23 protein-coding genes and 1 riboswitch are annotated in these 24,912 nt (G+C 65.0%); of the genes, 9 read left to right on the top strand and 14 right to left on the bottom strand.

What is annotated here, in order from left to right; genetic code table 11:
- Window positions 1–10 precede the first annotated feature (10 nt).
- Window positions 11–769 carry a substrate-binding domain-containing protein gene (locus FM101_RS00800; RefSeq protein ID WP_158225979.1) on the top strand — a complete coding sequence of 253 codons (759 nt, stop codon included), beginning with the start codon at window positions 11–13 and terminating at the stop codon, window positions 767–769.
- 51 nt (window positions 770–820) lie between these two features.
- Here the strand turns inward: FM101_RS00800 and FM101_RS00795 are convergent, their stop codons facing one another.
- Window positions 821–2,221: a GntP family permease gene (locus FM101_RS00795; RefSeq protein ID WP_086994050.1), complete on the bottom strand. Its 1,401-nt coding sequence runs from the start codon at window positions 2,219–2,221 to the stop codon at window positions 821–823.
- A 23-nt stretch (window positions 2,222–2,244) separates the two neighbouring features.
- Entirely contained in the window at window positions 2,245–2,787 is a 543-nt protein-coding gene (locus FM101_RS00790) for a gluconokinase (RefSeq protein WP_086994047.1), read from the bottom strand.
- 128 nt (window positions 2,788–2,915) lie between these two features.
- Between FM101_RS00790 and FM101_RS00785 the strand changes: the two genes are divergently transcribed.
- Window positions 2,916–3,641: a FadR/GntR family transcriptional regulator gene (locus FM101_RS00785; RefSeq protein ID WP_086994044.1), complete on the top strand. Its 726-nt coding sequence runs from the start codon at window positions 2,916–2,918 to the stop codon at window positions 3,639–3,641.
- A 46-nt stretch (window positions 3,642–3,687) separates the two neighbouring features.
- Here the strand turns inward: FM101_RS00785 and FM101_RS15655 are convergent, their stop codons facing one another.
- Together FM101_RS15655 and FM101_RS00780 are read right to left on the bottom strand one after the other, a co-directional pair.
- Entirely contained in the window at window positions 3,688–3,834 is a 147-nt protein-coding gene (locus FM101_RS15655) for an MFS transporter small subunit (protein WP_179204193.1), read from the bottom strand.
- Window positions 3,831–5,222 carry an OFA family MFS transporter gene (locus FM101_RS00780; protein ID WP_086994042.1) on the bottom strand — a complete coding sequence of 464 codons (1,392 nt, stop codon included), beginning with the start codon at window positions 5,220–5,222 and terminating at the stop codon, window positions 3,831–3,833. Before FM101_RS00780 ends, FM101_RS15655 begins: the two co-directional genes overlap by 4 nt.
- 179 nt (window positions 5,223–5,401) lie before the next feature.
- On the opposite strand from FM101_RS00780, the gene FM101_RS00775 reads away from it, so the two are divergent.
- From FM101_RS00775 to FM101_RS00755, 5 genes are all read left to right on the top strand, one after another.
- Entirely contained in the window at window positions 5,402–6,667 is a 1,266-nt protein-coding gene (locus FM101_RS00775) for a carbamoyl-phosphate synthase (protein ID WP_086994039.1), read from the top strand.
- A gap of 57 nt (window positions 6,668–6,724) precedes the next feature.
- Window positions 6,725–7,534, top strand: a complete 810-nt coding sequence (locus tag FM101_RS00770) for an enoyl-CoA hydratase/isomerase family protein (protein WP_086994036.1) — start codon at window positions 6,725–6,727, stop codon at window positions 7,532–7,534.
- A 3-nt stretch (window positions 7,535–7,537) separates the two neighbouring features.
- Window positions 7,538–8,365: an alpha/beta hydrolase family protein gene (locus tag FM101_RS00765; RefSeq protein WP_086994154.1), complete on the top strand. Its 828-nt coding sequence runs from the start codon at window positions 7,538–7,540 to the stop codon at window positions 8,363–8,365.
- An 81-nt stretch (window positions 8,366–8,446) separates the two neighbouring features.
- Window positions 8,447–9,361: a carbohydrate kinase family protein gene (locus tag FM101_RS00760; RefSeq protein WP_086994034.1), complete on the top strand. Its 915-nt coding sequence runs from the start codon at window positions 8,447–8,449 to the stop codon at window positions 9,359–9,361.
- A gap of 27 nt (window positions 9,362–9,388) precedes the next feature.
- Entirely contained in the window at window positions 9,389–10,198 is an 810-nt protein-coding gene (locus FM101_RS00755) for a Cof-type HAD-IIB family hydrolase (RefSeq protein ID WP_086994032.1), read from the top strand.
- 40 nt (window positions 10,199–10,238) lie between these two features.
- Here FM101_RS00755 and FM101_RS00750 read toward each other — a convergent pair whose 3' ends face one another.
- Window positions 10,239–10,922 (bottom strand): hypothetical protein, encoded by a 684-nt coding sequence (locus tag FM101_RS00750; protein ID WP_143269146.1) that lies wholly within the window; start codon window positions 10,920–10,922, stop codon window positions 10,239–10,241.
- Window positions 10,923–10,954: 32 nt separating this feature from the next.
- On the opposite strand from FM101_RS00750, the gene FM101_RS00745 reads away from it, so the two are divergent.
- Window positions 10,955–11,800, top strand: a complete 846-nt coding sequence (locus tag FM101_RS00745) for a glycerophosphodiester phosphodiesterase (protein WP_086994026.1) — start codon at window positions 10,955–10,957, stop codon at window positions 11,798–11,800.
- On the opposite strand, the gene FM101_RS00740 is transcribed toward FM101_RS00745, so the two are convergent.
- The 4 genes from FM101_RS00740 to thiE form a co-directional block, all read right to left on the bottom strand.
- Complete coding sequence (locus FM101_RS00740; protein WP_086994023.1) at window positions 11,797–12,795, bottom strand: phosphotransferase; 999 nt, start codon at window positions 12,793–12,795, stop codon at window positions 11,797–11,799. The genes FM101_RS00745 and FM101_RS00740 overlap by 4 nt on opposite strands.
- Before the next feature lie 9 nt (window positions 12,796–12,804).
- On the bottom strand, window positions 12,805–14,121 hold the full coding sequence (locus FM101_RS00735; RefSeq protein ID WP_086994020.1) for a uracil-xanthine permease family protein: 1,317 nt from the start codon (window positions 14,119–14,121) through the stop codon (window positions 12,805–12,807).
- Between the two features lie 124 nt (window positions 14,122–14,245).
- Complete coding sequence (locus FM101_RS00730) at window positions 14,246–15,745, bottom strand: bifunctional hydroxymethylpyrimidine kinase/phosphomethylpyrimidine kinase (RefSeq protein ID WP_086994016.1); 1,500 nt, start codon at window positions 15,743–15,745, stop codon at window positions 14,246–14,248.
- Window positions 15,742–16,416, bottom strand: coding sequence for a thiamine phosphate synthase (gene thiE / locus FM101_RS00725; RefSeq protein WP_086994013.1), 675 nt, complete (start codon window positions 16,414–16,416; stop codon window positions 15,742–15,744). Before thiE ends, FM101_RS00730 begins: the two co-directional genes overlap by 4 nt.
- Window positions 16,417–16,472: 56 nt before the next feature.
- A riboswitch (TPP riboswitch) is annotated at window positions 16,473–16,573 on the bottom strand.
- A gap of 79 nt (window positions 16,574–16,652) precedes the next feature.
- Between thiE and FM101_RS00720 the strand changes: the two genes are divergently transcribed.
- Window positions 16,653–18,092, top strand: a complete 1,440-nt coding sequence (locus tag FM101_RS00720) for an aldehyde dehydrogenase family protein (protein ID WP_086994010.1) — start codon at window positions 16,653–16,655, stop codon at window positions 18,090–18,092.
- 109 nt (window positions 18,093–18,201) lie between these two features.
- Here FM101_RS00720 and FM101_RS00715 read toward each other — a convergent pair whose 3' ends face one another.
- From FM101_RS00715 to FM101_RS00695, 5 genes are all read right to left on the bottom strand, one after another.
- Window positions 18,202–19,116, bottom strand: coding sequence for a glycine betaine ABC transporter substrate-binding protein (locus tag FM101_RS00715; protein ID WP_086994007.1), 915 nt, complete (start codon window positions 19,114–19,116; stop codon window positions 18,202–18,204).
- Window positions 19,117–19,160: 44 nt separating this feature from the next.
- Window positions 19,161–20,012: an ABC transporter permease gene (locus FM101_RS00710; protein ID WP_086994004.1), complete on the bottom strand. Its 852-nt coding sequence runs from the start codon at window positions 20,010–20,012 to the stop codon at window positions 19,161–19,163.
- Window positions 20,013–21,308 carry a quaternary amine ABC transporter ATP-binding protein gene (locus FM101_RS00705; RefSeq protein ID WP_086994002.1) on the bottom strand — a complete coding sequence of 432 codons (1,296 nt, stop codon included), beginning with the start codon at window positions 21,306–21,308 and terminating at the stop codon, window positions 20,013–20,015.
- A gap of 316 nt (window positions 21,309–21,624) precedes the next feature.
- The gene (pgm, locus tag FM101_RS00700; protein ID WP_086993999.1) at window positions 21,625–23,292 is read right to left on the bottom strand and encodes a phosphoglucomutase (alpha-D-glucose-1,6-bisphosphate-dependent); all 1,668 of its coding nucleotides are present in this window, start codon (window positions 23,290–23,292) and stop codon (window positions 21,625–21,627) included.
- 109 nt (window positions 23,293–23,401) lie between these two features.
- A complete protein-coding gene (locus tag FM101_RS00695) occupies window positions 23,402–24,856 on the bottom strand; it encodes a peptide MFS transporter (protein WP_086993995.1) in 1,455 nt (484 codons plus the stop codon).
- Between the last annotated feature and the right edge of the window lie 56 nt (window positions 24,857–24,912).

The following is a 24,912-nucleotide window of genomic DNA, read 5'->3' as shown; positions in this document are numbered from 1 at the left end:
GCTTGCGGTTGTGGCTGAGCTGAGAATTGCGTTCGTGCCGGGCGTGACCCCGGATAAGTGGTTGGACCGTTGGCGGGAGCGCCAACCAGGGATTCCAATCCAGGCGACGATGGATGATGCCGGAGACGATCCGCGGGAGCTGCTCGCCAGCGGTGTCGCAGATCTGGTGTTTATGCGCTTCCCCGATGGCAAAAACCCCGCGGACGAGCGAACGCATGTCATCCCGCTCTACGAAGAACTACCCGTAGTGTGCGCACCGCGTGAACATGCTCTGGAGTTGTACGACGACGAAGTGCCCTTGGATGAACTGGTCGACGAGACCTGGTTGGATATGGCAGATTATCCGCCGCAGGTCGGCGGCGCGGCGATGGCCCTTGAGGTGGTCGGGGCGGGGACCGGTTTGCTGATCGTTCCCCAGTCCGTTGGGCGCCTGTACCGGCGCAAGGACGTCGTGCAGAAGATCGTCACGGGCACGCCATCCACCCGGATCGGCATTGCCTGGTTGAAGCCGCTGGGCGACGAGCCGGAAGATCCGCGAGTGGAAGAGTTCATCGGGATCGTGCGTGGCCGGCGTGCCAATTCCTCCCGCCAGCCCTCGGTGCAGGAGCGTGAGCGTTCAGCAGCCGAACAGGCCCAGCGACGTCGCCAGCGCGGCGGCCAGTCCGCTGCGGGCGCTTCGCGATCCGGAGGTGGGAAGAAGGGCGGAAGCTCCGGAGGAAAACCCGGTGGCGGTAAGCGACGAGGCGGTCCGGCGCGGGGGCGTCGCTAAGAACGGCCACCAGCATCCCGGCGGGGCCGGGATGCTGGTGGGTCAGCCGGGCTAGCCCAGCGAGGCGAAGCCGAAGATCACTGCCGCGAAACCGAAACCGACCACACCGATCAGAGTCTCCAACACGGTCCAGGTCTTCAGTGTCGTCTTGACGTCCATATCGAAGAAGCGACCGACCAGCCAGAAGCCTGAGTCGTTCACATGGGAGATGATCACCGAGCCGGCGGCCACGGCCACGACCATGGTTGCCAACTGGATGTCGTTCAGACCGGCGCCGGCCACGGCGGGTGCCAGCAACGCGGCAGCGGTCGTCAGGGCCACCGTCGCCGAGCCCTGGGCCACGCGCAGGATGCCGGAAATCAGGAAACCGGCCAGGATCAACGGCACGCCCAGGTCACCCAACACGTCGGAGAGGGCGTCGCCGATGCCTGAGGCGCGCAGGACGCCACCGAACATACCACCGGCACCGGTGATGAGGATGACCGAGCAGACCGGGCCGAGGGCCTTCTCCATCACCTGTTCGATCGCGTTCTTGCTCATACCCCGGCGCATGCCCAGCACGGCGGAGGCCACCAGAAGGGTGATCAGCAGGGCCACGGGGGTTTCACCGATGGCCCGCAGCAGCTGGAACCAGCCTGCCTCCTTGGCCCCATCGGGCAGGGCCCCCGCCGAAGCCAGCGTGTTCAGGCCGGTATTCATGAAGATCAGCACGAGTGGCAGCAAGAGCACGGAGATCACGGTGCCGAAGGCCGGCGGGTTCGCTTCGTGTTCGGGATCGGCCTCGCCCAACAGGCTCGGGATCGGCAATTCCCACCTACGTCCGGCCCATTTGCCGTACAGGTAACTGGCCAAATACCAGGTGGGCACCGCCACGACGAGGCCGATCAGCAGGACGAAGCCGACGTTGGCGTCGAAGAATTCGGCGGCGGCAACCGGCCCCGGGTGCGGTGGTACGAAGACGTGCATCACCGAGAAGGCACCGGCGGCGGGCAGTCCGTAAAGCAGTACGCCGCCACCCAGACGCCGTCCGACGGCGAAGACCACCGGGAGCATCACCACGAGTCCGGCGTCGAAGAAGATCGGGAACCCGAAGATCAGCGAGGCCACACCGAGGGCCAGTGGGGCGTGCTTTTCGCCGAATTTTCTGATCAGAACGTCGGCGAGCACCTTGGCGCCGCCGGACATCTCCACGATGCGCCCGAGCATGGCACCCAGGCCCACCAGAAGGGCCACCGAGGCCAGGGTGGAGCCGAATCCGTCGGTGAGTACCGAGACGACGCTGCCGGCGGGGATCCCGGTGGCGAAGGCTGTCAGCAGGCTGATCAGGATCAAGGCGACGAAGGCGTGCATTCGCAGTTGGATGATGAGCAGGAGCAGGACGACGATGGCGCCGGCGGCAATGCCGAGCAATGGTCCGGCACCCAGGGTCTGGGTCCAGTTCTCGAGGGTCATGGTTTCTCCGGTCGGGTGGGTTTTTACTGCTGGGGCGAGTTCTTCGGTTCCAGATCCAGCGAGGTCAAGGCGCGGGTCAGGAGATCCTCGGCGGTGCTGTCGTTGGGCAAGGTGAAACCGTCCTCGTCAGATGCGAGGGGTTCGAGGGTGCTGAGTTGGCTGGGCAGGAGGGTGCCTGGCATGAAATGTCCGGTCCGGACGCTGATGCGCTCGGCCAGAACGGTGGGATCGACCACGACGTGAATGAAACGTACGACGCCGTCTGCCTCGCGGAGCAGGTCGCGATAGCTGCGTTTCAGGGCCGAGCAGGTCATCACGGTCCCCGGGCCCGGGATGTTGTCCATCCAGTCGCGCAGTGTTCTCAGCCAGGGCCAGCGGTCGTCGTCGGTGAGCGGAGTGCCGGAGGCCATTTTGGCGACATTGGTTGCGGGGTGAAAATCATCGGCTTCGGCCAGAGGCCAGCCGAGGCGGGTCGCCAACAGGCTCGCCAGAGTGGTCTTGCCGGAAGCGGATACGCCCATCACCACCACGTGGGTGGGGGGTGGCTGGGGTGCCTGATGGGGCATGTTTACTCCTGGAAGGACGTCGTTGGCCGCGGTCCAGTGGACCGACTGCATAAAAGATAACACCTTATGGTGGGGCGGGGATAGTGTTCGACGACGCGCAGGCTGGTGGGCACCATAGGATGTTGGGTATGCAGATCCCCTCCGGCGCGACAGTGCTCCAGGAACCGATTGTCGAAACCCTGGGCCGGGAAATCATTGACGGGGTGCTATCCCCGGGAGACCGGTTGACGCTCGAGGCCCTGCAGTCCCGCTTTGGTGTCTCCCGCACCGTGATGCGTGACTGCATGCGGGTCCTGGAGTCCTTGCGCCTGGTCTACCCGAAGCGACGGATTGGGCTGGTCGTCCAGGAGTCGCGCTTCTGGAACGCCTATGACCGCCGCGTGATCCGTTGGCGGCTGGCAGGTCCGGGGCGTGAACGACAATTCACGGAACTCACCGAGCTGCGAGTTGCCGTCGAACCCCTAGCGGCCGCCGGAGCCGCCCGGCGTGCCACGGCTCAGGCCCGCGAAGAGATCACGTCCCTCGCTCAGCAGCTGCGCTCCTTGGGGGAGGCGGGTGAATTGGAAAAGTTCCTGGCGGTGGATATCGCCTTCCATTCCTTATTGCTGCGCGCCAGCGGCAACTCGATGTTCGCCGAACTCGACGGTGTGGTCGCCGAAGTACTCTCCGGTCGAACCCATCAGGGCATGATGCCCTTCCACCCTCGTGAAGAGGCCTTGGCCGAACACGAGGCAGTGGCTGCCGCGGTGGCCGACGCCGACGGGCCCGGGGCGGAGCGGCATATGCAGGTCCTCGTCGACGAGGTTCGTGCAGCCCTGGAGCACCGGTTGCATAACGGACAATTACCCGACTGATCGAATCGGGCTGGCCCTCAGGAAAGGTCCGGCCCGGCTTCGGGGACTATTGGAATAATTGGCCCACGCGAGAGAGCGTGGTGACCACGCCGTAGAGCAGAGGGACACCAACCAGCATCCACCCAAAGACCAATCGTGCCGGGGCGACGTTGACCGGGATGTGCTCGGGGGTACTGGAACCTGTGGTGCTCATGGGGCCTCCTCGGCAGTGGTGCTGGCGGTTTCTCTTTCCGGCTCATGAAACCTCGGGTCGACGGGGCGGATCAGTGCGGCCGCGACGAATCCGGCGATGAGCAGGACCACCATGGTCAGCAGCACCGGCAAATAGTTGTGGGCATTCATCGTGCCGGGCTTGCCTTGGGCATCCAACAGGCCGTTGACGATGAGGGGGCCGGCGATCCCGGCTGCCGACCAGGCAGTCAGCAGGCGTCCGTGGATCGCCCCGACCTGGAAGGTGCCGAAGAGGTCCTTCAGATAGGCGGGTGCCGTGGAGAACCCACCCCCGTAGAAGCTGATGATCACGAAGGCCAGCAGAATGAAAAGCAGGGTGCTGGATCCGCCGAAGAACGCCAGAATCACGTACAGCAGTGCCCCGACACCCAGGTAGATCATGTAGATGTTCTTGCGGCCGATGAGATCCGAGGTGCTCGACCAGAGGAATCGTCCCGCCATGTTGCCGATGGAGAGCAAACCCACGAATCCTCCGGCCACACCGGCGGAAACCGCCGAGATGCCGTTCTCGGCCCGGAAGAAGTCCTGGATCATCGGCGAGGCCTGCTCGAGGATGCCGATGCCCGCGGTGACGTTGAGGAACAACGCCGTCCAGATCAGCCAGAACTGGCGGGTCTTGATGGAGTTGGCCGCCGAGACATGGTTCTGGGTGACCAATTGCGAATGCTTCACCCGGGCCGGATCCCAACCATTGGGTCGCCAACCATCGGCCGGAACGCGAATGCTGAACACCCCGTACATCATGACCAGGAAGTACACGATGCCCAGGGTGGCGAACAGTCGCCCCACGGCGTCGCCGCTGGCCACCCACCCTTCGGTCCCCGAAGCGGGGTCGAAGGCCTTGAGCAGTTGCGTGGACAGCGGCGAGGCGATCAGCGCTCCGCCGCCGAAGCCCATAATCGCCAGGCCGGTCGCCATGCCCGGGCGGTCAGGAAACCATTTGATCAAGGTGGATACGGGCGAAATATAGCCGATGCCCAGACCGATACCACCGAAGATTCCGTAGCCGAGGTAGACCAACCACAGCTGCCCGGAGAAGATCCCCAGTGCCCCGATCAGGAAGCCGGAGGCCCAGAACGTGGCAGCAACGAACATCGATTTGCGGGGTCCGGAGCGTTCAACCCAGGTGCCCATGATGGCCGCCGAGAGTCCCAACATGACGATGGCGATGGAGAAGATCACCCCGATCGCCGTTTGCGAGGCCTCGAAATGGCCGATCAGCGCTGTTTTGTACACGCTGGTCGCGTAGGCCTGCCCAATGCATAGGTGCACCGCCAGCGCCGCCGGTGGGATGAGCCACCGGTTGAACCCCGGTGGGGCGATGGAATGCGATCGATCGAGAATCCCCATGGAATATGCCTTCCCTGCCGTGAAACCGCAGAAAAATATGCGCGACGTTTCCGGTGAAAGAGGCGCGGACAACCTGCGGATGGTTGCCTCAGGCTATTGTGCTGCAGCTCACGTGTTTTGCCTAGTGGCCTCGTGCGCCCGGTTCGGACAGGCGCCCGGATCCGGATAGATTGGAGTCCATGCGCATTTTGGATTCACAGCCGTTCGTCCCGGTCATCCTCGGCGGGGACATCGGCACCTATTCGCTAGCCCGCGAGTTCCACGAGGCCTACGGGGTCGTCAGTGTGGCAGTTCCTGCGGGCAGCAACGGGGTGCTGGAGCATTCGGTGGCCATCGACGTCCGACCTGCGGGAAGCATGACCGACCCGGGCCGCGTCGTCGAACATCTTGTGCAGGTGGCTCGTGATCTCACGGCCGACGGGCAGCGCCCCCGGCCCCTCATGCTTTGTGGTTCGTTGGACCTGCACGTCGAGACCATCACCGCCCATCGCGCAGAACTCGAACCCTGGTACACCATCCCTTATCCGGAGGCGGCGACCATTGAACGGGCGGCACTGAAGCAGAACTTCTATGCCCTGTGCGCCGAGCTGGGTATCCCGCATCCGCGGACGATCACCTACGAACCCGCCGCCCCGCAGCCGTTGCCTGCGGATCTGCCGTTCCCGCTGATCGGCAAGCCCGCAGACAGCAGTGCCTGGGTCCATGTGAAGTTCGCCGGCAAGCAGAAGGTCCACACCCTGGCCACGCGCGAAGAACTCGACGATCTGCTCGCGCGCATCCGAGCCTCCGGCTATACCAGCCCTTTCATTTTGCAGGAGCTCATCGAAGGCGGCGACACGAACATGCGCCTGTGTACCTTCTACTCCGACCGGGACGCCCGCGTCCGTTTCGCCGCGTACGGGGAAGTCGTCGTGGAGGAACACGCCCCCTTGGTGTTGGGGAATTCGGCGGCCATCGTGACCGGCGTCAACGACGAGTTCATCGATCAGGGTCGACGGATCCTCGAGCACCTGGGGTGGACCGGATTCTCCATGTTCGACGCCAAACTTGATCCGCGCGACGGCCAGGTGAAGTTCTTCGAACTGAACCCGCGGCTGGGCCGAAACCACTACTACATGAGCGCTGCCGGCCATAACGCGGCACGCTTTTACGTCCGCGAGTACCTTGGAGCGGAGTACGACGACGGTGAGCAGCCTGCCGCGGATCCCGACGCTGCTCCGCTGGTCGCCGATGCCCACGTGCTCTACACGGTGCTCCCGCTGGCGCTGCTGCGCCGTCACCTGCGGGGCCCCGTCGGGGAGAAGGCCCGCGAACTGATGCGCACCCGCCGCGTGGCCAACCCGTTGCTCTACCGCGCCGAACGCCATCCCCGTAGGCTCTGGTACATTGCGCTGACCTCGTTGAACCAATTCCGCAAGTTCCGCCAGCACCCGCCGCGACTCTGACATGCTGGGGGGACTGGCGCCCCGCGCTGGTCAATGACGACCCGGAAGGAAGCACACATGGATTTCGGTAGCTACGAGACGCTACTTCTCGAAACCGACGGCTCCGCCTTGGTGGTGACCGTGAACCGCCCGGAGGCCATGAACGCCCTGGCAGCGGCCGTGGTCGAGGACCTTTTGGCCTTGACCGAGAAACTATCAGCAGTGGGCATTGACGCCCAGTGGCCCATCCGCGGGATCATCCTCACCGGTGCCGGCGATAAGGCCTTCGTGGCCGGTGCGGATATCCGCGAAATGAGCTCGATGAGCGCCGACGCCGCCGAGGCCTACGCCCGGCAGATGCATACGGTGACCACCCGGCTGGAGGCGCTGCCCGTTCCGGTGATCGCCGCGGTCAACGGATTTGCGCTCGGTGGAGGGTGCGAACTCGCCCTGGCCTGCGACTTCATCTACACCAGCGCCCGTGGCAGCTTCGGCCAGCCGGAGGTCAACCTGGGGTTGGTTCCCGGATTTGGCGGCTCGGTGCGCCTGCAGCAGCGCATCGGCCTGGGCCAGGCGCGCGAACTGATCTACACCGGACGCCGCATCAAGGCCGATGAGGCCCTGCGGATTGGTTTGGCCAATGCGCTCTTCGACGATGCCGAGGCCCTGCTGGCAGGGGCCAAGGCCACTGTTCAGGAAATCGCGACCAAGGCACCCACCTCGGTGGACAACACCAAACGGGCGTTGAACCGGATCAACGGGCTCCCCGTGGCCGCTGGCCTGGAAGCCGAAGTGGAGAGCTTCCGTGAGGCCTTCGCAACCGAGGATTCGGTGGTCGGACGGGCAGCCTTCCTGGCCAAGGAGACCCCCGCCTTCCCGGGGCGCTGAGTGATGGCAGCACAGGACGACGCGGCGGCACCCGGACGTCAACCGGATTCGGTCCACCACTATGGGCCGAACCCGAGCCAATACGCCGAACTATATGTACCCAGTGAGCGACGGCTTCCGGGGGTCATCGTCATCATCCACGGTGGATTCTGGCGCGATACCTACGATGCCTCGCTGGGGCATCCGCTCGCCGCGGATCTGGTCCGCCGTGGCTGGGTGGTCTGGAACCTGGAATATCGGCGGACCACCGATGCCGAGGTCAGGGGCCCCGATACGGGGGGATGGCCCGAAACATTCGAGGATGTTTCCGCAGGCATCGACGCCCTCGGGCCGGTGCTAGCCGAGGCAGGACTGGAACGGGGCCACGTCGTCGTTCTGGGCCATTCCGCAGGAGGGCATCTCGCGGCGTGGGCCGCCGGCCGACATAAACTCCCCGCCGGTGCTCCCGGAGCGGAACCGGCAGTGAAGGTCGACGGCGTCGTCAGCCAGGCAGGAGTGCTGGAATTGTGGATGGCGAATTGGCTCAAGCTCAGCCACTCTGCGGCCGTGAAGCTCATGGAAGTCACCTCGGAGGAGGACCCGCGGCGTTGGCAGCTGGCCGACCCGGTGCGGATGCTGCCCATCGGAGTCCCGGTCATCGCCGTCCACGGTAAATCCGATGCAGATGTTCCTTCGGCCCTTTCGCGGGCTTATACGGACGCGGCGCGGGCCCAAGGCGACCCGGCACGAATGGTCTTCACGACCGGTGACCACCAGGCGTTGATCACTCCCGGGACCCCGGCATGGGATGCTTGTCTGGTGGCCTTGGCCGAACTGGCCGTTCCTGCCTAGCAGGGTCGGGCGACGGCGCACGGGAACACCGTCCGGTGGGCGCCTTCAGGCATCCACCGAGAGCAAAGGTAAGGTTGAGTAGTGCTGACTGTTATGGGCGAAGCCCTCGTTGACGTGCTGTCCGGCGGCCTCGCCGCGCCCCAGGCCTATGTGGGGGGCAGCCCCATGAATGTGGCGGTCGGGCTGGCACGACTGGGCCATCCCGTCTCCTTCGTCGGACGCTATGGCGACGACGAATACGGGGCCATGATCCACGAGCACCTGCGCTCCAACGACGTGCAGGAAGTACTCTCCCCCGATGCCCTGCCCACCTCCACGGCGCGCGGCACCCTGGACCCCGTCGGTGCGGCCAGCTACGAGTTCGACATGGTCTGGGATCTGTCGGCCTTCGACCCGGGAGCATCCGATGCCCTGGCCGACAGCCAACTGCTGCATACCGGATCGATCGCCACCGTCCTGGAGCCCGGTGCCGGCACCGTCAGGGCCGCCGTGGAACGCGCCCGTCCACATGCGACGATCTCCTACGACCCGAATGTGCGTCCCAGCTTCGTCACCAATCATTCACAGGCCATCGAAGATGTCGAACGCTTCGTCGCCCTCAGCGATGTGGTGCGGGCCAGCGACTCCGATCTGGCCTGGCTCTACCCCGAACGCAGCATCGAGGATACGGCCCACGCTTGGCTCGAACTCGGCCCGGCCATGGTCGTGGCGACCTACGGCTCCGGCGGCCCCTGGGGTGTCGTTGCTGCCGGCGAAGCGCGGACCCAGGCACCGGTCGTCGATGTTGCCGATACCGTCGGTGCCGGGGATTCGTTCATGGCGGCCCTGCTGTCCACCCTCGTGGACCGCGGCCTGGTCGGGGCGGCACGCCGGGAGGCGCTGCGCGGGCTTTCGGTTGCCCAGCTCGAGGAAATCCTCGACTATGCCGCCCGGGCTGCCGCGATCACCGTTTCTCGGGCCGGTGCCAACCCGCCGCGGCGCGACGAAATCTCCTGACCGGGCACCCCTGAGCCTCCGGTACCCATGCGACTCATAGCCAGCGACCTCGACGGCACCATCCTGCACCCGGACGAGACGATTTCCCCGCGAACGGTTCGGGCTTTCGCCGCTGCCCGTGCGGCAGGAATCCACGTGGTCTTCGTCACCGGACGCCCCTTTCGCTGGCTGAGCCCCGTGCAACGGGCGCTCGGCCATCTGGGAACGGTCATCTGTTCCAACGGCGCGTTGGTCTACGACCTTGAGGGCGAACGGATCCTGGGCAGCCACCAAGTTCCGGGCCCCGCCGTGGGCGAGGTCCGCCGACGCATCCAGACCCTCGAGCCGGCGGCGACGTTCGCCGCGGAGACCCTCTCCGGTTTACTGCTCGAACCTGGTTTCATCGACGCCGAGGAGGCTTCCCGGTTGCCGGTGATGGCCGAAGCGCCGTTCGACGTGGGCCGGCTGGAGGCCGAAGGCGTCGTGAAACTGCTGGCCAAGACCTCACGATATGATGCAGAGGCCTTCCAAACCCTCGTGGAACCCGAGGTCGCGGATCTGGTGTCGGTGACCCATTCGGCCCCCGGCGTCTCCCTCCTGGAAATGTCGCACCCGGGCGTCAATAAGGCCGTCACGCTGGCCGAATACGCGCTCGAACTGGGTGTTACCGCCGCCGAGGTCATCGCCTTCGGGGACATGCCCAACGACGTGCAGATGCTGGCCTGGGCCGGACGCGGCTACGCCATGGAATCAGGGCATGCGCTGGCAAAGGCCGCCGCGGGGCGCACCACCGCGTCACTGCAGGATGATGGTGTCGCCCAGGTGATTGAACGCCTGCTCTCCGGAGAGCCCCTCTAACCGCTGTCCGTCGCCCGCCTCGCGGTTGCCGAGACTCGGCTCAGGAACCGTAATCAGTCGGCTGGCGAGGCCCCGGGCCCGTCCACCAGGAGTCGGCAACCCGTGGCAGGGGGCGCAATAATGGCTCGGGCAGCAGGCCGGATTGCGGGAACGGGACCCCCGTGTTCTTCGGCGCCCAGCTGCCGGTGTTCACCGAGGCCAGCTCCTGGGTGCCGATGTCATCGAGGGCGAGGATGGTCCTGACTCCGTGATCGCGCAGGTAATAGCCGATCGAGGGATCCCTGGCATCCGCGGAAAAGGCGAGGGCGACCGGACCCTGTAGGCCCGACACGGAATATACCGATTCGGGAATGATGGGTGGTGTGCCGCCCCACGAGGAGAACCCGCGGGCCAGTTGCCAGTGGGCGAGAAGATGCTTGCGGGTGTGGGCCACCAAGGCCCCGTGGGCATCCCACCAATGGGCCCCGATGAAGGCCTTCCGCCCGGACGTCTCCACCGTGGAGGCGATCAACCCCACCCCTGCGCCCACCGCGATGGTGCGGAGCCTCTCGCGGAGGGCCGCCGACCCGGTGGCCCGCTCGGCGGTGACGAAGAGTTCCGGGGTGAGCAGCAGGGAAGCGCCGGCGTCGCTGGCGGTCTCGGCCCAGGCGCGGATCCGTTCGACATTGGCCTGCGGGTCAGGGCCCGGGGCGGCGAACGTGTGGTGCACTGTAGCTACACCCACCGGGGACCTCCTTGGGCGGTAGAGTCGGCACTGTGAGAACTCGGCAAACGAGCAGGTTCCCTTACCTGCATCCTACTGGTGGCCCCGCCCGTGACGATGGGCCATTGGCCTTTGCCCACCGCGGTGAGTCACTCGACGGTGGTGAAAACACCATGGAGGCATTCGGCGCGGCGATCAACCGTGGCTTCGGATATCTGGAACTGGATGTGCACACCACCCGGGATGGCGTCGTGGTGGTCTTCCATGATGAGGAACTTGATCGGGTGAGCGACGGCACGGGCGCGATCGCCGACCACGACTATGCGGAGCTTGCCACAGTCAGGGTCTCGGGACGCCGGATCCCACGTTTCGAGGAAGTGCTCGCCGCCTGGCCGGATGCCCGCCTGAACGTTGATATCAAGGACGAAGCCTCCGTGGCCCCGTTCGCCAACCTGATCAACAAATACGCGGCCCACGACCGGGTGCTGGTGGCCTCCTTCTCGGATGCACGCCGCCACCGGGTGCTGCGCCTGCTGGAGGCCCCCACGGCGTCGAGCCCGGGCCTGGTGACCATCGTGCTGGCTGTGCTGATGAGCAAGGTCGGTTCATTCGCTTTGCTGCGATGCCGGCTCAGGGGGATCGCCGCCCTGCAGGTTCCCGAACGTCAGGGCCCGCTACGCGTTATCACCCCGCGTTTCCTGGCCCAGGCCCACCGGGCAGGAATCCACGTGCATGTGTGGGTGGTCAACGACCGTCAGGATATGGACCGGCTGCTGGATCTGGGTGTGGATGGGGTGATGACCGACCGGGCCGATGTTCTGGCCGCGGTCATGAACGCGCGGGGGCTCTGGCCGCAGCGCGAAGCGACCGATCCGCTACCGCCGCACCCCGCCTCCTAGAGGGTCAGTGGGGTGACCAGTTCTGCCAGCGGGCGCAGGGCCCGGACGGCATAGCGCTCCATATCGGCGTCGCTGGCCCCGGCCAGCATCGATACCCAGGTCCCGTGCGACTGCAGCTTGCCCAGACGTAGGGCAGGTTCGATCAGACGACCGAGTTCGGCCGGTGTGCCGTATTCCTCCCACTCCCGCAGGTAGGCGGACACCGCTTGGCGGATGCGCGGATCCGCAGGCGTCGTCTTCAACTCCTTGGACATGGTGGCCAGCGGAACCGCCAGCGAGGAGAACGGGTGGGCCCAGTAGGCGTCGCCGAGGTCAAGGAAACGCAATGGTTCGTCCGTGGAGGCCGGCAGAAAGGCGTTGCCGCGGTGCAGGTCGTTATGATCCAAGGACAACGGCACCGCGGCTTCAGCCAAGAATTCGCACATGGTGCGCACCGGACCGAGCTGGCTATCGAGTTCCTCCGCATCACGGGCCGGAAGGTGCAGCGGGTGCTCGGAAGGCAGGGTGGCGTGGAACATGACCTGGTCGTCGATGTAGGCGGGCAGATGCCGCGGATCGAACTGGTTCAGGCCCGCATCGAAGAGCTCGTCACCGTGGGGGATGAGAGTTTTCTGCAGTCGGGCGAAATCGCGTAGGATCCGCTCCCACAGCTGGTGGTCGGTGCTGGGGATTCTGGCCATCGTCTCCCCGTAGTCGGGGGAGATCATCCAGCCACGCATCGGTTCCACGGCCAGGGGCATGACCAACTGGTCGGGGGCGATGCCGGCCGCCGTCGTGGTGACGGCAACTTCTGCCTGTTGGCCGGGATTGATCGCCTTGACGTAGAGGGTGCCGTGATCCGTGGGGACCAGGACTTGGGTGGACCATAGCCGGATGGGCCCGCGTTCCAACGGGCCGGTGCCTCGCAGATCGTAGGCGTCGAGCACCATGGAGACCCAGCCCTCGATCTCCTCGAGCCAGTCCGGGGTACCCCAATAGTCATTCCACTGCGCCACGGGCCGATCCTAGCCGAGTTTGCTCGGAGTCGCCCCGGTGCACTCGGGGGAATCGGTGGGTTCGGTGCCACGGAACCTCGCGGTGGTGCGCATCCCGTGGTAGATGGCCAGGGTGGCGATCGTGCCCAGGGCGATACCGCCGAACTGCATGGTTCCCACCGTGATGGTTGGGTCGGCGATGGCGATGATCAGCCCCGCGCCGGCGGTCATGAGGTTGATCGGGTTGGAGAAGTTGACCTGGTTTTGCACCCAGAGTCGGGCACCGATGATGCCGATCATCCCGTACAGGACGATTCCCGCACCGCCGCTGACCCCCGCGGGGATCGAGGAGATGGCGGCACCAAATTTCGGGAGGAAGGCCAACAGGATGGCTGAGGCTGCGGCGACCCAGTAGGCGGCCGTGGAGTAGACGCGGGAGGAGGCCATCACCCCGATGTTCTCCGCATAGGTCGTCGTCCCGGAGCCGCCACCGAATCCGGCGACCATGCTGGCGATGCCGTCGCCCATCAGGGCCCGGCCGTTGACGTCGTCCAGATCCTTGCGGGTCATCAGTGCCACGGTTTTCACATGCCCGATGTTCTCGGCGACCAGCACGAAGACGACCGGTAGGAACAGGGCGAGGGTGTCGAGGTGGAACTCGGGGAACGCGAAGGGCGGCAGGCCCAACCATCCGGCCTCGTTGACTGCGGTGAAGTCGATCTGATGTTGGGCCAGGGCGACGAGATAGCCGACGATGATGCCCACCAGGATCGACAGACGTCCCAGCAAGCCACGGAAGAGGACCGCGGTGAGGACGATGGCGGCCACCGTGGCGAAGGTGGTCAGCGGGACCGTTTCCATGGCTTCGGTGGTGGCCCCGGCCAGGTTCAGCCCAATGAGTGCAACGATCGTCCCCATCACCACCGGGGGCATGAGCGCGTGGATCCAGCCGGTCCCTGACTTCTGCACCACCAGCCCAATGATGAACAGTGCGGCACCGGAGAAGACGACGCCGCCCAGGGCGCCGGCAAAACCGTGCCCCGACATGGCAGCGGTCACCGGGGCGATGAACGCGAAGGAGGACCCCAGGTAGCTGGGTACCCGCCCAGCGGTGATGAGCAGGAACAGCATGGTCCCGACCCCTGAGAAGAACAAGGTGGAAGTGACCGGGAAACCCGTCAGGGCCGGCACCAGGACGGTGGACCCGAACATCGCCATCACGTGTTGGATGCCGATGCCGGTGGTCTGGAACCAGTTCAGTCGTTCGTCCGGGGCCACCACGGTGCCCGGACGGATCGTTGTGCCGTCGCCATGGATCTTCCAGCCGAAGCCGAGGTGATTGCTCATGGATGTCCTCCGTCGTGACCCTGCAGGTTGGTGGTGGGGTCCTCGTCGATGCGGGACCCCACGGAATCCTACAGCCCCGACCCTTGGCGCACGGGGTTGGGCCCCCTCTCGGGGGTTCCCGGTATCAGCCGATGGCCGCTACGGGGATCGGTAGGGAGGCGGGGCGTCCGGCGGTGTCCTCGGGGGTCTGGGCGAAGAAGGACAGTTCCTGCCGACTCGATTCGTCGAAGGCGCGGCGCATCCCGGCCAGGGTCGTCGACCCGACCCGCAACGCCACCTTCTGGACCAGGGCGATGGCCCGGCTGGTGGCTTCGTCGAACTCGGGGGAGGAATAGGCGGCGAGCCAGTCGGCATAGGGGTGGCCCGGAGAGGCGGAGGAGGCCAGTCGTTGGCCGATGTCCTGGTACAGCCAATAGCAGGGCAGGATGGCCGCCACGAGCTCGGGATAGGAATCGCCGGAGGCCACCAGATGGTTCAGGTAGGAAGACGTGGTGGGGCTCGGTTCCGGATCGGGGGCATGACCGAGCCGGAGCACATGCAGATTCCCTTCTTCTTCGAGGGCCCCGACGGCCCCGGAAGCCCAAAACTGCTGTTCCTCACGGTTTGGAGCCAATTCTGCAGCGCGGGAGAGGACCCGCGAGTAGGTCCGCAGATACAACGAATCCTGGGCCAGATAGAAGTGGAAATCCTCGGAGGGCAGGGTTCCGTCACGGAGTAAGCGGATGAACGGCAGATCGTCGATCCCCGAACGCAGTGCCGACAGATCATTCCACCAGGTGGTCAGCAAGGCCCCCGCCGTTGGTACCGCTGCGCCGTCCCAGAGTGCACCGAAGTGGTTCACCGGACCATGCCCGCCCCCGACCTCGAGTTCATCGGCACGGTAGAGGGCACCTTCGAGCCAGCCACGGGCCAGACGCAGGGCATCTCCCCAGTCCCCACAGCCGGCCCAGAGGGTGGCCAGCGCCGCGGACAGCGAGCAACCGGTCCCGTGGGTGTTCGGGGTATCGATGCGCGCACCCTCCACAGCGGCGAGGACGCCGTCGGGGCCGACCAGGGCATCCGGGCATCGATGGCCGGAGAGGTGGCCCCCCTTGGCCAAGACCAGGACCGAATAGCGTTCCGCCAGACGGGTCGCCTGGTCCACGACGTCTTCCCACCGGGTTGATGCCGGTTCCCCGAGCAATACCGCCAACTCCGCGATGTTCGGGGTCAGGACATCGGCCAACGGGAGCAGCCGACGCAAGGCCGCCTCGGCGTCGTGCTCCAATAAGCGGTCTCCCGAGGTGGAGATCAGCACGGGGTCCACGACGACGGCGGTGCCAGGGCGGGCGCCCAGCCAGGAGGTGGTGGCCTCGATGACCTCGGCGGTGGCCAGCATGCCGATCTTCACCGCATCGATGCGGACATCGGCGGAGACCGTCTCGAGTTGTTGGGTGAGGAATTCCGCCGGCGGGGTATGGACCCCGGTGACTCCTCGGGTGTTTTGGGCGGTCAGGGCGGTGATGGCGGCCATACCGTAGCCGCCGCAGGCGGCGATCGATTTCAGGTCGGCTTGGATGCCCGCCCCGCCGGAGGGGTCGGCACCGGCGATGGAGAGGATGTTGGGGATTCTCGAGGCGCTCATGCGTTCACCGTCCGTGATGCCCGGGTCCATTCATCCACCAGCGCCGCAGCAGCATCCCGGGGGTTCTCGGCGGAGCAGATGGCCCGCACGACGGCCATGCCGATGGCCCCGGCGGCGTGGGCCTCACCGGCATCGCCGGAACCCAGCCCGCCGATCGCCACGCAGGGCAGCGGGGCCTGGGAGATCAACGAAGTCAGGCCGGAGAACCCCAGGGGAGTCGGATGATCCTTCTTGGTGGGGGTGGCCCGCACGGCGCCGGTGCCCAGATAGTCGATGGTGCCCGCCGGCAGTGTGGACACTGCAGCGAAATGCTCCTCGGTGCTGGCGCTGAGCCCCAGCACGGCGTCGGGTCCGATGAGGGACCTGACGAGTTCGACCGGTAGGTCCTTCTGTCCGATATGGACCCCGTCCACCCGGATCCCTGCGGCGCGGCCCGCCAGGTAGACGTCCACCCGGTCGTTGAGGAGCAGCAGGGCTCGGTCGGCTGTGTGTTCGGCGCAGGCGGTCGCCTCGGCCAGGAACTCGCGGGCCGACAGGTCCTTGCACCGCAGCTGGATGGTCCCCACACCGGCGGCGACGGCGTCGGCCACGATATCCGCTAGTGGCCGTCCCGCGGTGCTGGCTGAGTTGGCGACGAGGTAGATCCCGGTCCCGGGAGTCGGCGTGCTCATGCGATCACCGCCGAAACAGACGGGTCGGTAGGTGAATAGGTCAAGGTTTGCGCATGTTGGTGCATGGGCGACATCCCTCCGCTAGTACGAACTAGATCAGGTTCTTGCCGGGTATGTTCTCAGTCCGCGCCGGTGGCGGACACCCCGTGTCAGTGATCGTGAGCCTACAGTCCCCCGCCGGGGGCGGCAAACCCGTTGGATGCCCCAGGGACCGTCCCCGCGCTAGTGTCGTACCCATGGCCACGAATCGACGCTCCCGTTCCTCAGCAGTTGCCGCGCCTATCGTGCAGGCGGGCCCCGAAGCCGAACTCCCGGCCACCGCGGCCCTCAGGCTCCGCGATGCCTCCGATTCTCGGCTGGCCCATCCGAGGAGGTTCCGCAGTGCCCAGCTCAAGGCCCTCGAACGCCTCATCCAGGATCATGAGCAGGACCTATGTGACGCGTTGATGTCGGATCTGGGTAAACCGGCGGCCGAATCGCGGTTGACCGAAGTGGACCGGGTGAAAGCCGAAATCGATCATGCCCAGTTATATCTGGGCGACTGGATGGCCGATGAGCAGGTGAAGGTTCCGCTGTCCTTGCAGCCGGCGTCGGCTCGTGTGCAGGCACGGCCCTTGGGTATGGTTCTGGTCATCGCTCCATGGAACTACCCGGTCCTGCTGCTGTTGGGACCGCTGGTCGGTGCCCTGGCGGCAGGGAACACCGTGGTTCTCAAACCCTCCGAACTGGCTCCGGCCACCTCCGCGGTGATGGCCTCCCTCATCCCGCAGTATCTGGATCGGCGTGCCGTTGCCGTCCTGGAGGGGGCAGCCGAGACGACAGCTGAACTGCTGAAGATGGATTTCGACCATATTTTCTATACCGGAGGCGAGCGGGTCGGGAAGATCGTGGCCCGGGCCGCCGCCGAAACATTGACTCCGGTGACCCTCGAGCTGGGTGGCAAGAGTCCTGCGGTGGTAGCGGACGGGAACTTCGCCGCGATTGCCCGGCGGCTGGCCCACGGGAAGTTCATGAATGCCGGACAGACCTGTGTCGCCCCGGACTACGTGTTGGCGGTTGGGGCCACGGCGGCGGCCGAACTGGAAAAGCAGCTGCCCCGGGCGATCGCCGCTTTCTATGGCAAGGATCCCTCCGGCAGTAAGGACTATGGACGCATCATCAACGCCTCGCACTTCTCTCGGCTGGCCTCCTTCCTGGGGCAGGGACGCGTGGTGGCCGGTGGATCCAGCGATGCTGACTCGAGGTACATCGCGCCCACGGTTCTGGCCGACGTCGATCCGGCGGCGCCGGTGATGACGGAGGAGATCTTCGGTCCGATTCTGCCGATCATCCAGGTCGACCGTTTCGACGATGCCGTGCGGTTCATCAACTCTCGGCCCTCGCCGCTGGCCGCGTACTTATTCAGTGAGCGCCCCCGCCTGCACACGTCTTTCGAGGATCAGGTGCGGGCCGGCGCCATCGCCCATAACGTGTGCAGCATGCATCTGGCCGTTCCGGCGCTACCCTTCGGGGGTGTCGGGGCCTCGGGGACGGGGAACTACCACGGCAAGTTCGGGTTCGACACCTTCAGCCAGCAGCGTCCGGTGCTATCCAAGACTGCCCGGGTCGACACCCTGAAGGCCATCTACCCGCCGTTCGGCTGGGCCAAACGGAAGATCATGCGTTCGATCGGCTGAATCGATCGGGCCACGTCCATCGAGAACACATGAAAGACCCGGCCCACACTGCGCGTGGGCCGGGTCTTTCGTTACGGAAAGCGCCGTGGCGCCTGCCGATTAATCGTGACTACTTCTCGGTGAGTGAATCCACGTATTCCTGGTTCTCGGAGATCCACTTATCGACGATCGGCGCATAATCGTCGGTGTCGGTGTCGTTGAACATCGCATTCTCCAAGGAGAACAGCTTCTCGTCGTCGATCTTGAAGTCGTTCAGCCACTCGGTCAGTCCCGGGTAGTTTTCCTCGAAGTCCTTATTGCCATAGGAGGTGATGGTTTCGGCCTTGCCCATGGCACCCTTCGGGTCCTTCAGGTCCTTGATCGGGAACTCATCGTAGGCCCAGTGCGGACGCCACAGGGTAACAACGATATCGTCGCCTGCCTTGGTGGCCTTCTTCAGCTGGCTCAGCATGGCTGGGGTAGAGGATGTCTTGAAGTCCATCTTCTCCAGACCGTAGTCCGGGATGGCGTTCTCCTGGGTGGCCTTGGTCAGGCCGGCGCCCGGGTCGATGCCGTAGATCGTGTTGCCGAACTTATCGGCGTTCTTCGCCAGCTGATCCAGCGAATCGATCGGGGCGTCCTCGTTAACGGCGATGGTCAGCTTGGCATCGTCGTACCAGGTGCCCAACTTGGTCATCTTGTCGCCGTACTTTTCCAAGTAGTCCTTATGCGTCAGCGGCATCCAGACGTCCATGGTCAGGTCCAGGTCACCCGAGGCAACGCCCGAGAAGACCGGAGCGGCGTCGGCGTCAGTAAGTTCGACGTCGTAGCCCTTCTTGTCGAGGATCTGCTTCCAGAGGTTGGAAACGGCCACTCCTTCATCCCAACCGGCCATGACGCCGATGTTCAGTGCGGCCTTATCGCCGTTTTCCGGCGATTCGGGGGCCGCGGAGCCGTCGCTTCCGGTGTCGCCGCTACCGCAGGCGGCCAGGGCGAGGGAGGCCACTGCGGCCAGCCCCATCATCGATGCGAGTTTCTTTTGCATTACTTGTTCCTTTCTTCGCGCCCCATATCCGGGGCGTAGGGTCTTTAGGCGTTCTTGGAGGGCACGTTCGATTGTCCGAAGGAGGCAGTGATGCGGTCCAGGACGATGGCCAAAACGACCACCGAGAGGCCCGATTCGACGCCAAGGGGGGTATTCAAGGTCGTCAGGGCCTTATAGACAGCCGCGCCGAGACCGCCGGCGCCGACCATGCCGGCAATAACCACCATGGACAGCGAGAGCATGATGACTTGGTTGATGCCGGCCATGATCGTGGGCAGGGCCAACGGGAACTGGATCTGGCGCAGGATGCGCCCCGGGGAGGCGCCGAAGGCCTGGCCGGCTTCGAGTACCTCGGTGTCTACGCTCCGGATGCCCAACTCGGTGAAGCGGGCACCAGGTGCCAGCGAGAAGACGATCGTGGCCACGATTCCGGGTACGGCGCCGATGCCGAGCAAGAGGATCGCGGGAATCAGGTAGACGAAGGCCGGCATGGTCTGCAGGAAGTCCAAGATCGGTTTGACGACAGCCGAAACGATTTTGGACTTCGCCGTGAGCACACCCAAGGGGATGGAAATGACGACGGCGATGAGACTGGCGACCAGAACCAAGGCCAAGGTCTCCATCGAGTTTTCCCACTGGTTCATCCCGTAGATGGCCACTAGCCCAATCACCGTGCCGAGGCCCAGCTTCCAGCTTTTGACCAGCCATGCCAAGAGGGCCAAGACCAGGATGACCGCCCAGAACGGCGGTGCTGTGAGGACCCAGGCCAGGGCGTCGTAAAAGTTCTGGAAAGCCGTCTTCAGAACATCGAAAAAGGGTTCGAAGTTCGCGGTGATCCAGTCCAGACCCGTTTCGGCCCATGTGCCGACGGGAATGCGGAATAGGTTGTCGCTCATTTAGAGGGCACCTCCGTCTGCGGTCGGGTCGGTCGGTTGGGCGGGGGCTTCGACATCCGTGGCTTGATCGGCGGCGACCACGGGGACGCTGCTGGTGGTCGAGGGAACGTTGCCCAACGCCGAGAGGAGGGTGGCGCGCGCGATGGCCCCGATCAGCCGGCCCTCATCGTCGACCACCGGCAGTGGCACCGGGGATTCGACGGAACGGCCAAAGAGGTCGTTCAGGGCCGTGTCGGCGGTGACCGGGTCGTTGCCCACGGTGATGATTTCTTCCAGGTTGGTGCCACCGCGTTCGAGCAGGGCCATGACCTCGCGGTCGCGGACGGCCCCGAGGAGCTTGCGCTGCCGGTCCACGACGAAGGCCGCCGAGGTCTGGAGATCGCGCATGGTCCGCAAGGCGTTGCGGGCACCGCCGGAGAGGTTGACGACGGAGCGTGGGGTTTCCATGACCGTGCCTGCGGTGAGCACCCGGGTCCTGTCGACGTCGCGGACGAAGGCCGAGACGTATTCGTTGGCCGGGCGGGTCAGGATGTCGTCGGGGGTTCCGATCTGCACGATCTCCCCATCACGCATGACGGCGATCCGGTCACCGAGGAACATGGCCTCGTTCAGGTCGTGGGTGATGAAGACGATCGTCTTGCCCAGCTCTGCCTGCAGCGAGGCCAACTGTTCCTGCATATCGCGGCGGATCAGCGGGTCAAGGGCTGAGAAGGCCTCATCCATGAGCAGGATATCGGTTTCGGAGGCCAGCGCGCGGGCTAGTCCCACGCGCTGTTGCATGCCGCCCGAGAGCTCGCTGGGGTATTTATCGCCCCACCCGTTGAGGCCCACGACATCGAGAATCTTATTGGCGCGGGCGGTGCGCTCCTCCTTGGAAACACCCTGGATCTCGAGTGCGTACGCAGCGTTCTGCAATACGGTGCGGTGGGGCAGGAGGGCGAAGTGCTGGAAGACCATGGAAATATGTTCCTGGCGGACCTGGCGCAACTTCTTCGCTGAGATCTTGGCGATATCGGTGTCGCCGATGACCACCGACCCGCTGGTCATCGGCCAGAGGCCGTTGAGCATGCGGATCAGGGTCGATTTGCCCGAACCCGAGAGGCCCATGACGACGAAGATTTCCCCGGGTTTGACCTCGAAGCTCGCATCAATCACGGCGGCGGTTCCCAAGGACGCCACGTCCTGGCGGGTTTTCCCGTTCTTCAGAAGTTTGACGGCCTCGTTGCCCCGACGGCCGAAGACCTTGTACGCGTTCGAGACGCGTAGCGCAGGTTGCCCTGTGTCAGTAGTGTTCACGTTTTCCCGTCCACGGTCTGGGTCCGGGTGGAGGCAGACCGTTTTTTCGGCGACCCGACCCCGACAACAAATCCCGCAGGCGCCTTCAGCGGCGGAGTCCCACGGGTCCTGATGAAAGGGCGAGTAATTGGCTTTCAGCCTTAACGCTAACAAGCGGATGTTCGCCTGCAGCGAAATTTTGACGTTTGACCAGGGTTACACCCCTTCGCGAGTCAAGTGCATCCCATATGAAACAAGGGCTCTAGCGAAGTTATGGCATTGTAACGGAGGCACTTGTCAAAATCTCCGCAAATGCGTTATTTGGTCATTTTGGTGGTCAAGAAGCCGAACCGATGATCGAGTCCACGAGGGCCTTGGCCTCCTGCTGAACCTGGTGAAGGTGCTCGTCACCGGTAAAGGATTCGGCATAGATCTTGTAGACGTCCTCGGTCCCCGAAGGGCGGGCGGCGAACCAGGCGTTTTCGGTGGTCACCTTGAGCCCGCCAATGGCTGCCCCGTTTCCTGGCGCCTCGGTCAAACGGGCGGTGATCGGTTCACCGGCGAGGGTGTCGGCGGTGACGTCGGCGGCCGACAGGCGGCCCAAGGCTGCCTTCTGTTCGCGGGTGGCCGGTGCGTCGATGCGCGCATACGACGGAGCGCCGAAGGCTTCGGTCAGCCGCCGGTAATGGGTGCTGGGGGAGGAGCCGGTCACTGCCTGAATCTCGGAGGCCAGCAACCCCAATAAGATCCCGTCCTTATCGGTGGTCCAGGGGGTCCCGTCGAAACGCACGAAGCTGGCGCCGGCGGATTCCTCACCGCCGAAGACCCCTGTTCCATCGAGGAGTCCGGGAACAAACCATTTGAAGCCCACCGGTACTTCGACCAGTTCGCGTCCTAGCGAAGCGGCAACCCGGTCGATCATCGAGGAACTGACCAGGGTCTTACCGACCCCGGCGCCCGCCGGCCACTGGGGACGGTTACGGTACAGGTAATCGATGGCCACGGCCAAGAAGTGGTTCGGGTTCATCAGACCGGCATCGGGGGTGACAATGCCGTGGCGGTCGGCGTCGGCGTCGTTCCCGGTGGCAATGTCGAACTCGGCGCCGCCGTCGCGCACTGCCGAGATGAGCCCGGCCATGGCAAAGGGGGAGGAGCAGTCCATGCGGATCTTCTCGTCCCAGTCCAGGGTCATGAAGGCCCAGCGGGGGTCGACGTCGGGATTGATCACGGTCAGGTCCAACCGGTGGCGTTCGGCGATGGCCCCCCAATAGTCGACCGAGGCCCCGCCCATCGGATCGGCGCCGATGCGCACGCTGGCGCCGCGGATGGCCTCCAGATCCAGCACCGAAGGCAACGCGTCCACATAGGCGGCCATGAAGTCGTGGCTGCCCAGATTTGCAGCCCCGCGGGTCCTGGCCAACGGGATCCGTTTGACCCCCGACAGGTTCGAGGCCAACAGCTCGTTGGCCCGTCCGGCGATCCAGGAGGTGGCGTCCGAGTCGGCGGGTCCGCCGTGGGGCGGGTTGTATTTGAAACCGCCGTCGGAGGGCGGGTTATGCGAGGGGGTGATGACGATTCCGTCGGCCCTTCCGGCGCTGCCGCCGGACAGGGCCCGGTTGTGGGTCAGGATCGCATGGCTCAGCGCCGGGGTGGGCGTCCACCGGCCCCGCGCGTCGACCCGGACGTCGACGTCGTTGGCGACCAGAACCTCCACCGCGGTGTCCTGGGCGGGATCCGAGAGCGCATGGGTGTCCTTGCCCAAGTACAACGGACCGGAGATGCCCTGGGAGGTGCGGTATTCGACGATGGCCTGGGTGATGGCCAAGATATGGCGTTCATTGAAGGAGCCCTCCACGGACCTGCCGCGGTGGCCGGAGGTACCGAAGGCCACCCGCTGGGCAGGATCCTCCAGATCGGGAACCCGGTCAAAATAGGCCGACCGCACGGCATCGACATCGATCAGGTCCTGGGGCAGCGCGGTGGTTCCCGCTCGGGTTTCGGCCATGGATACAGCTAACCAGATGAACCACGGAAAAGCCCCGGCCCGCGGAAATGAATCCGGGGGCCGGGGCTCGGGGCCGGGGCTCGAGGCCGCCGGCCGGGATTTCCGTCGGCTACTTCACCCCGGACATCAGATTCTTGATCGGCTTGACCGCAAGCATCAGGGCCAGGCCCAACACGATCGCGGTTCCACCCAGGGTGGCGAAGTACGGGACCTCATTGCCCTCGGTGTAGAAGCCGGCCAGGATGCCCGCCAGGGTGGTGCCCAGGGACACCGAGAGGTAGAACAAGGCCACCATTTGGGTGGTGAACACGACCGGCGCCAGCTTGGTGGCCACCGAGAGTCCGATGGGACTGAGCAGCAGTTCGGCCATGGTGAACAGGAAGAGGATCCCCGCTAGGGCCAGCAGCGGGGTCTTCTCCAGCGAATTCAGCGGGATGAAGACCAGGAAGGCGATGCCCATGATGATCAGTGCGCCACTGAACTTCAAAGCCGTCGAGGGTTGCTTATCACCCATCTTCGTCCAGATCGCCGCGAAGACAGCGGCGAAGATGATGATGAAGACCGGGTTGATCGACTGGCTCCAGCTGGCCGGCATCTCCCAGCCGAACAGGTTGCGGTCCAGCCGTTGCTCCGAATACACGGCGATGAAGGTGAACTGCTGCTGGAACAGGGCCCAGAAGGCCGCCGAGGCGATGTAGAGGGGGATGAAGGCGGTCACCCGGCGGCGCTCGATGGCATTGACGTTCTTGGAGGACAGGATGACCACGAAGTAGATGATGCTGGCGATGATCACGATCACGGCGATCATGGTGGCCAGGTTATCCGCATGCACCAGACCGGTGGTCAGCAGCACGACGACGACCGCCAGGCCGATGAGAGCGCCGATTCCGTAGCGCACGCGCTGCTTGGGCGGCAGCGGGTCGGTCACATGGTGGGTTTCCTCGGGCAGGTTCTTGCGGCCGAAGGCATAGATGGTCAGGCCCAGGGCCATGCCGATGGCTGCGAGACCGAAACCGTAGTGGAAGCCCAGGCGGGTCTGCAGCAGCCCGGTGAGCAGCGGGCCCACCAGGGCGCCGATGTTCACGCCCATGTAGAAGATCGAGAAGCCGGCATCGCGGCGCGGGTCCTTCTCCGTGTACAGCGACCCGACCAGCGAACTGGCGGTGGCCTTCAGCCCACCCGAACCCAAAGCAACCAGCAGCAGGCCGATGGTCAAGCCGACGACTCCGGGCAAGGCGGCCAAGGCGATATGCCCGAGCATGATCATGATGCCGGTGTAGAACAGCACCTTCTCCGAACCCAGGAGCCGGTCGGCGATCCAAGCCCCGAAGATGGTGCTGAGGTAGACGGTGCCGCCGTAGGCGCCGACCAGGCTCAGGGACAGGCCCTGGTCCAGTCCGAGGCCGCCCTTGGAGACCTCGAAGTACATGTAGTAGGCCAGGATGCCTTGCATCCCGTAGAACGAGAAGCGTTCCCACATTTCGACGCTGAAGAGGTTGAACAGCATCCGTGGGTGGCCGAAGAAGGTCTTTTCGGCCGTTTCCTGCGGAGATTGAGTGGTCATTTTCAATATTTTGCGCCTGTGTGGGCTAAAACGCCTAGTTCTGTGAACCAGGTCAC

This window comes from Arthrobacter rhombi (assembly GCF_900163545.1).
Taxonomy (GTDB): domain Bacteria; phylum Actinomycetota; class Actinomycetes; order Actinomycetales; family Micrococcaceae; genus Arthrobacter_H; species Arthrobacter_H rhombi_A.
The sequence above is the reverse complement of the archived record's forward strand: the minus strand, read 5'-3'. Positions and strand labels throughout refer to the sequence as shown.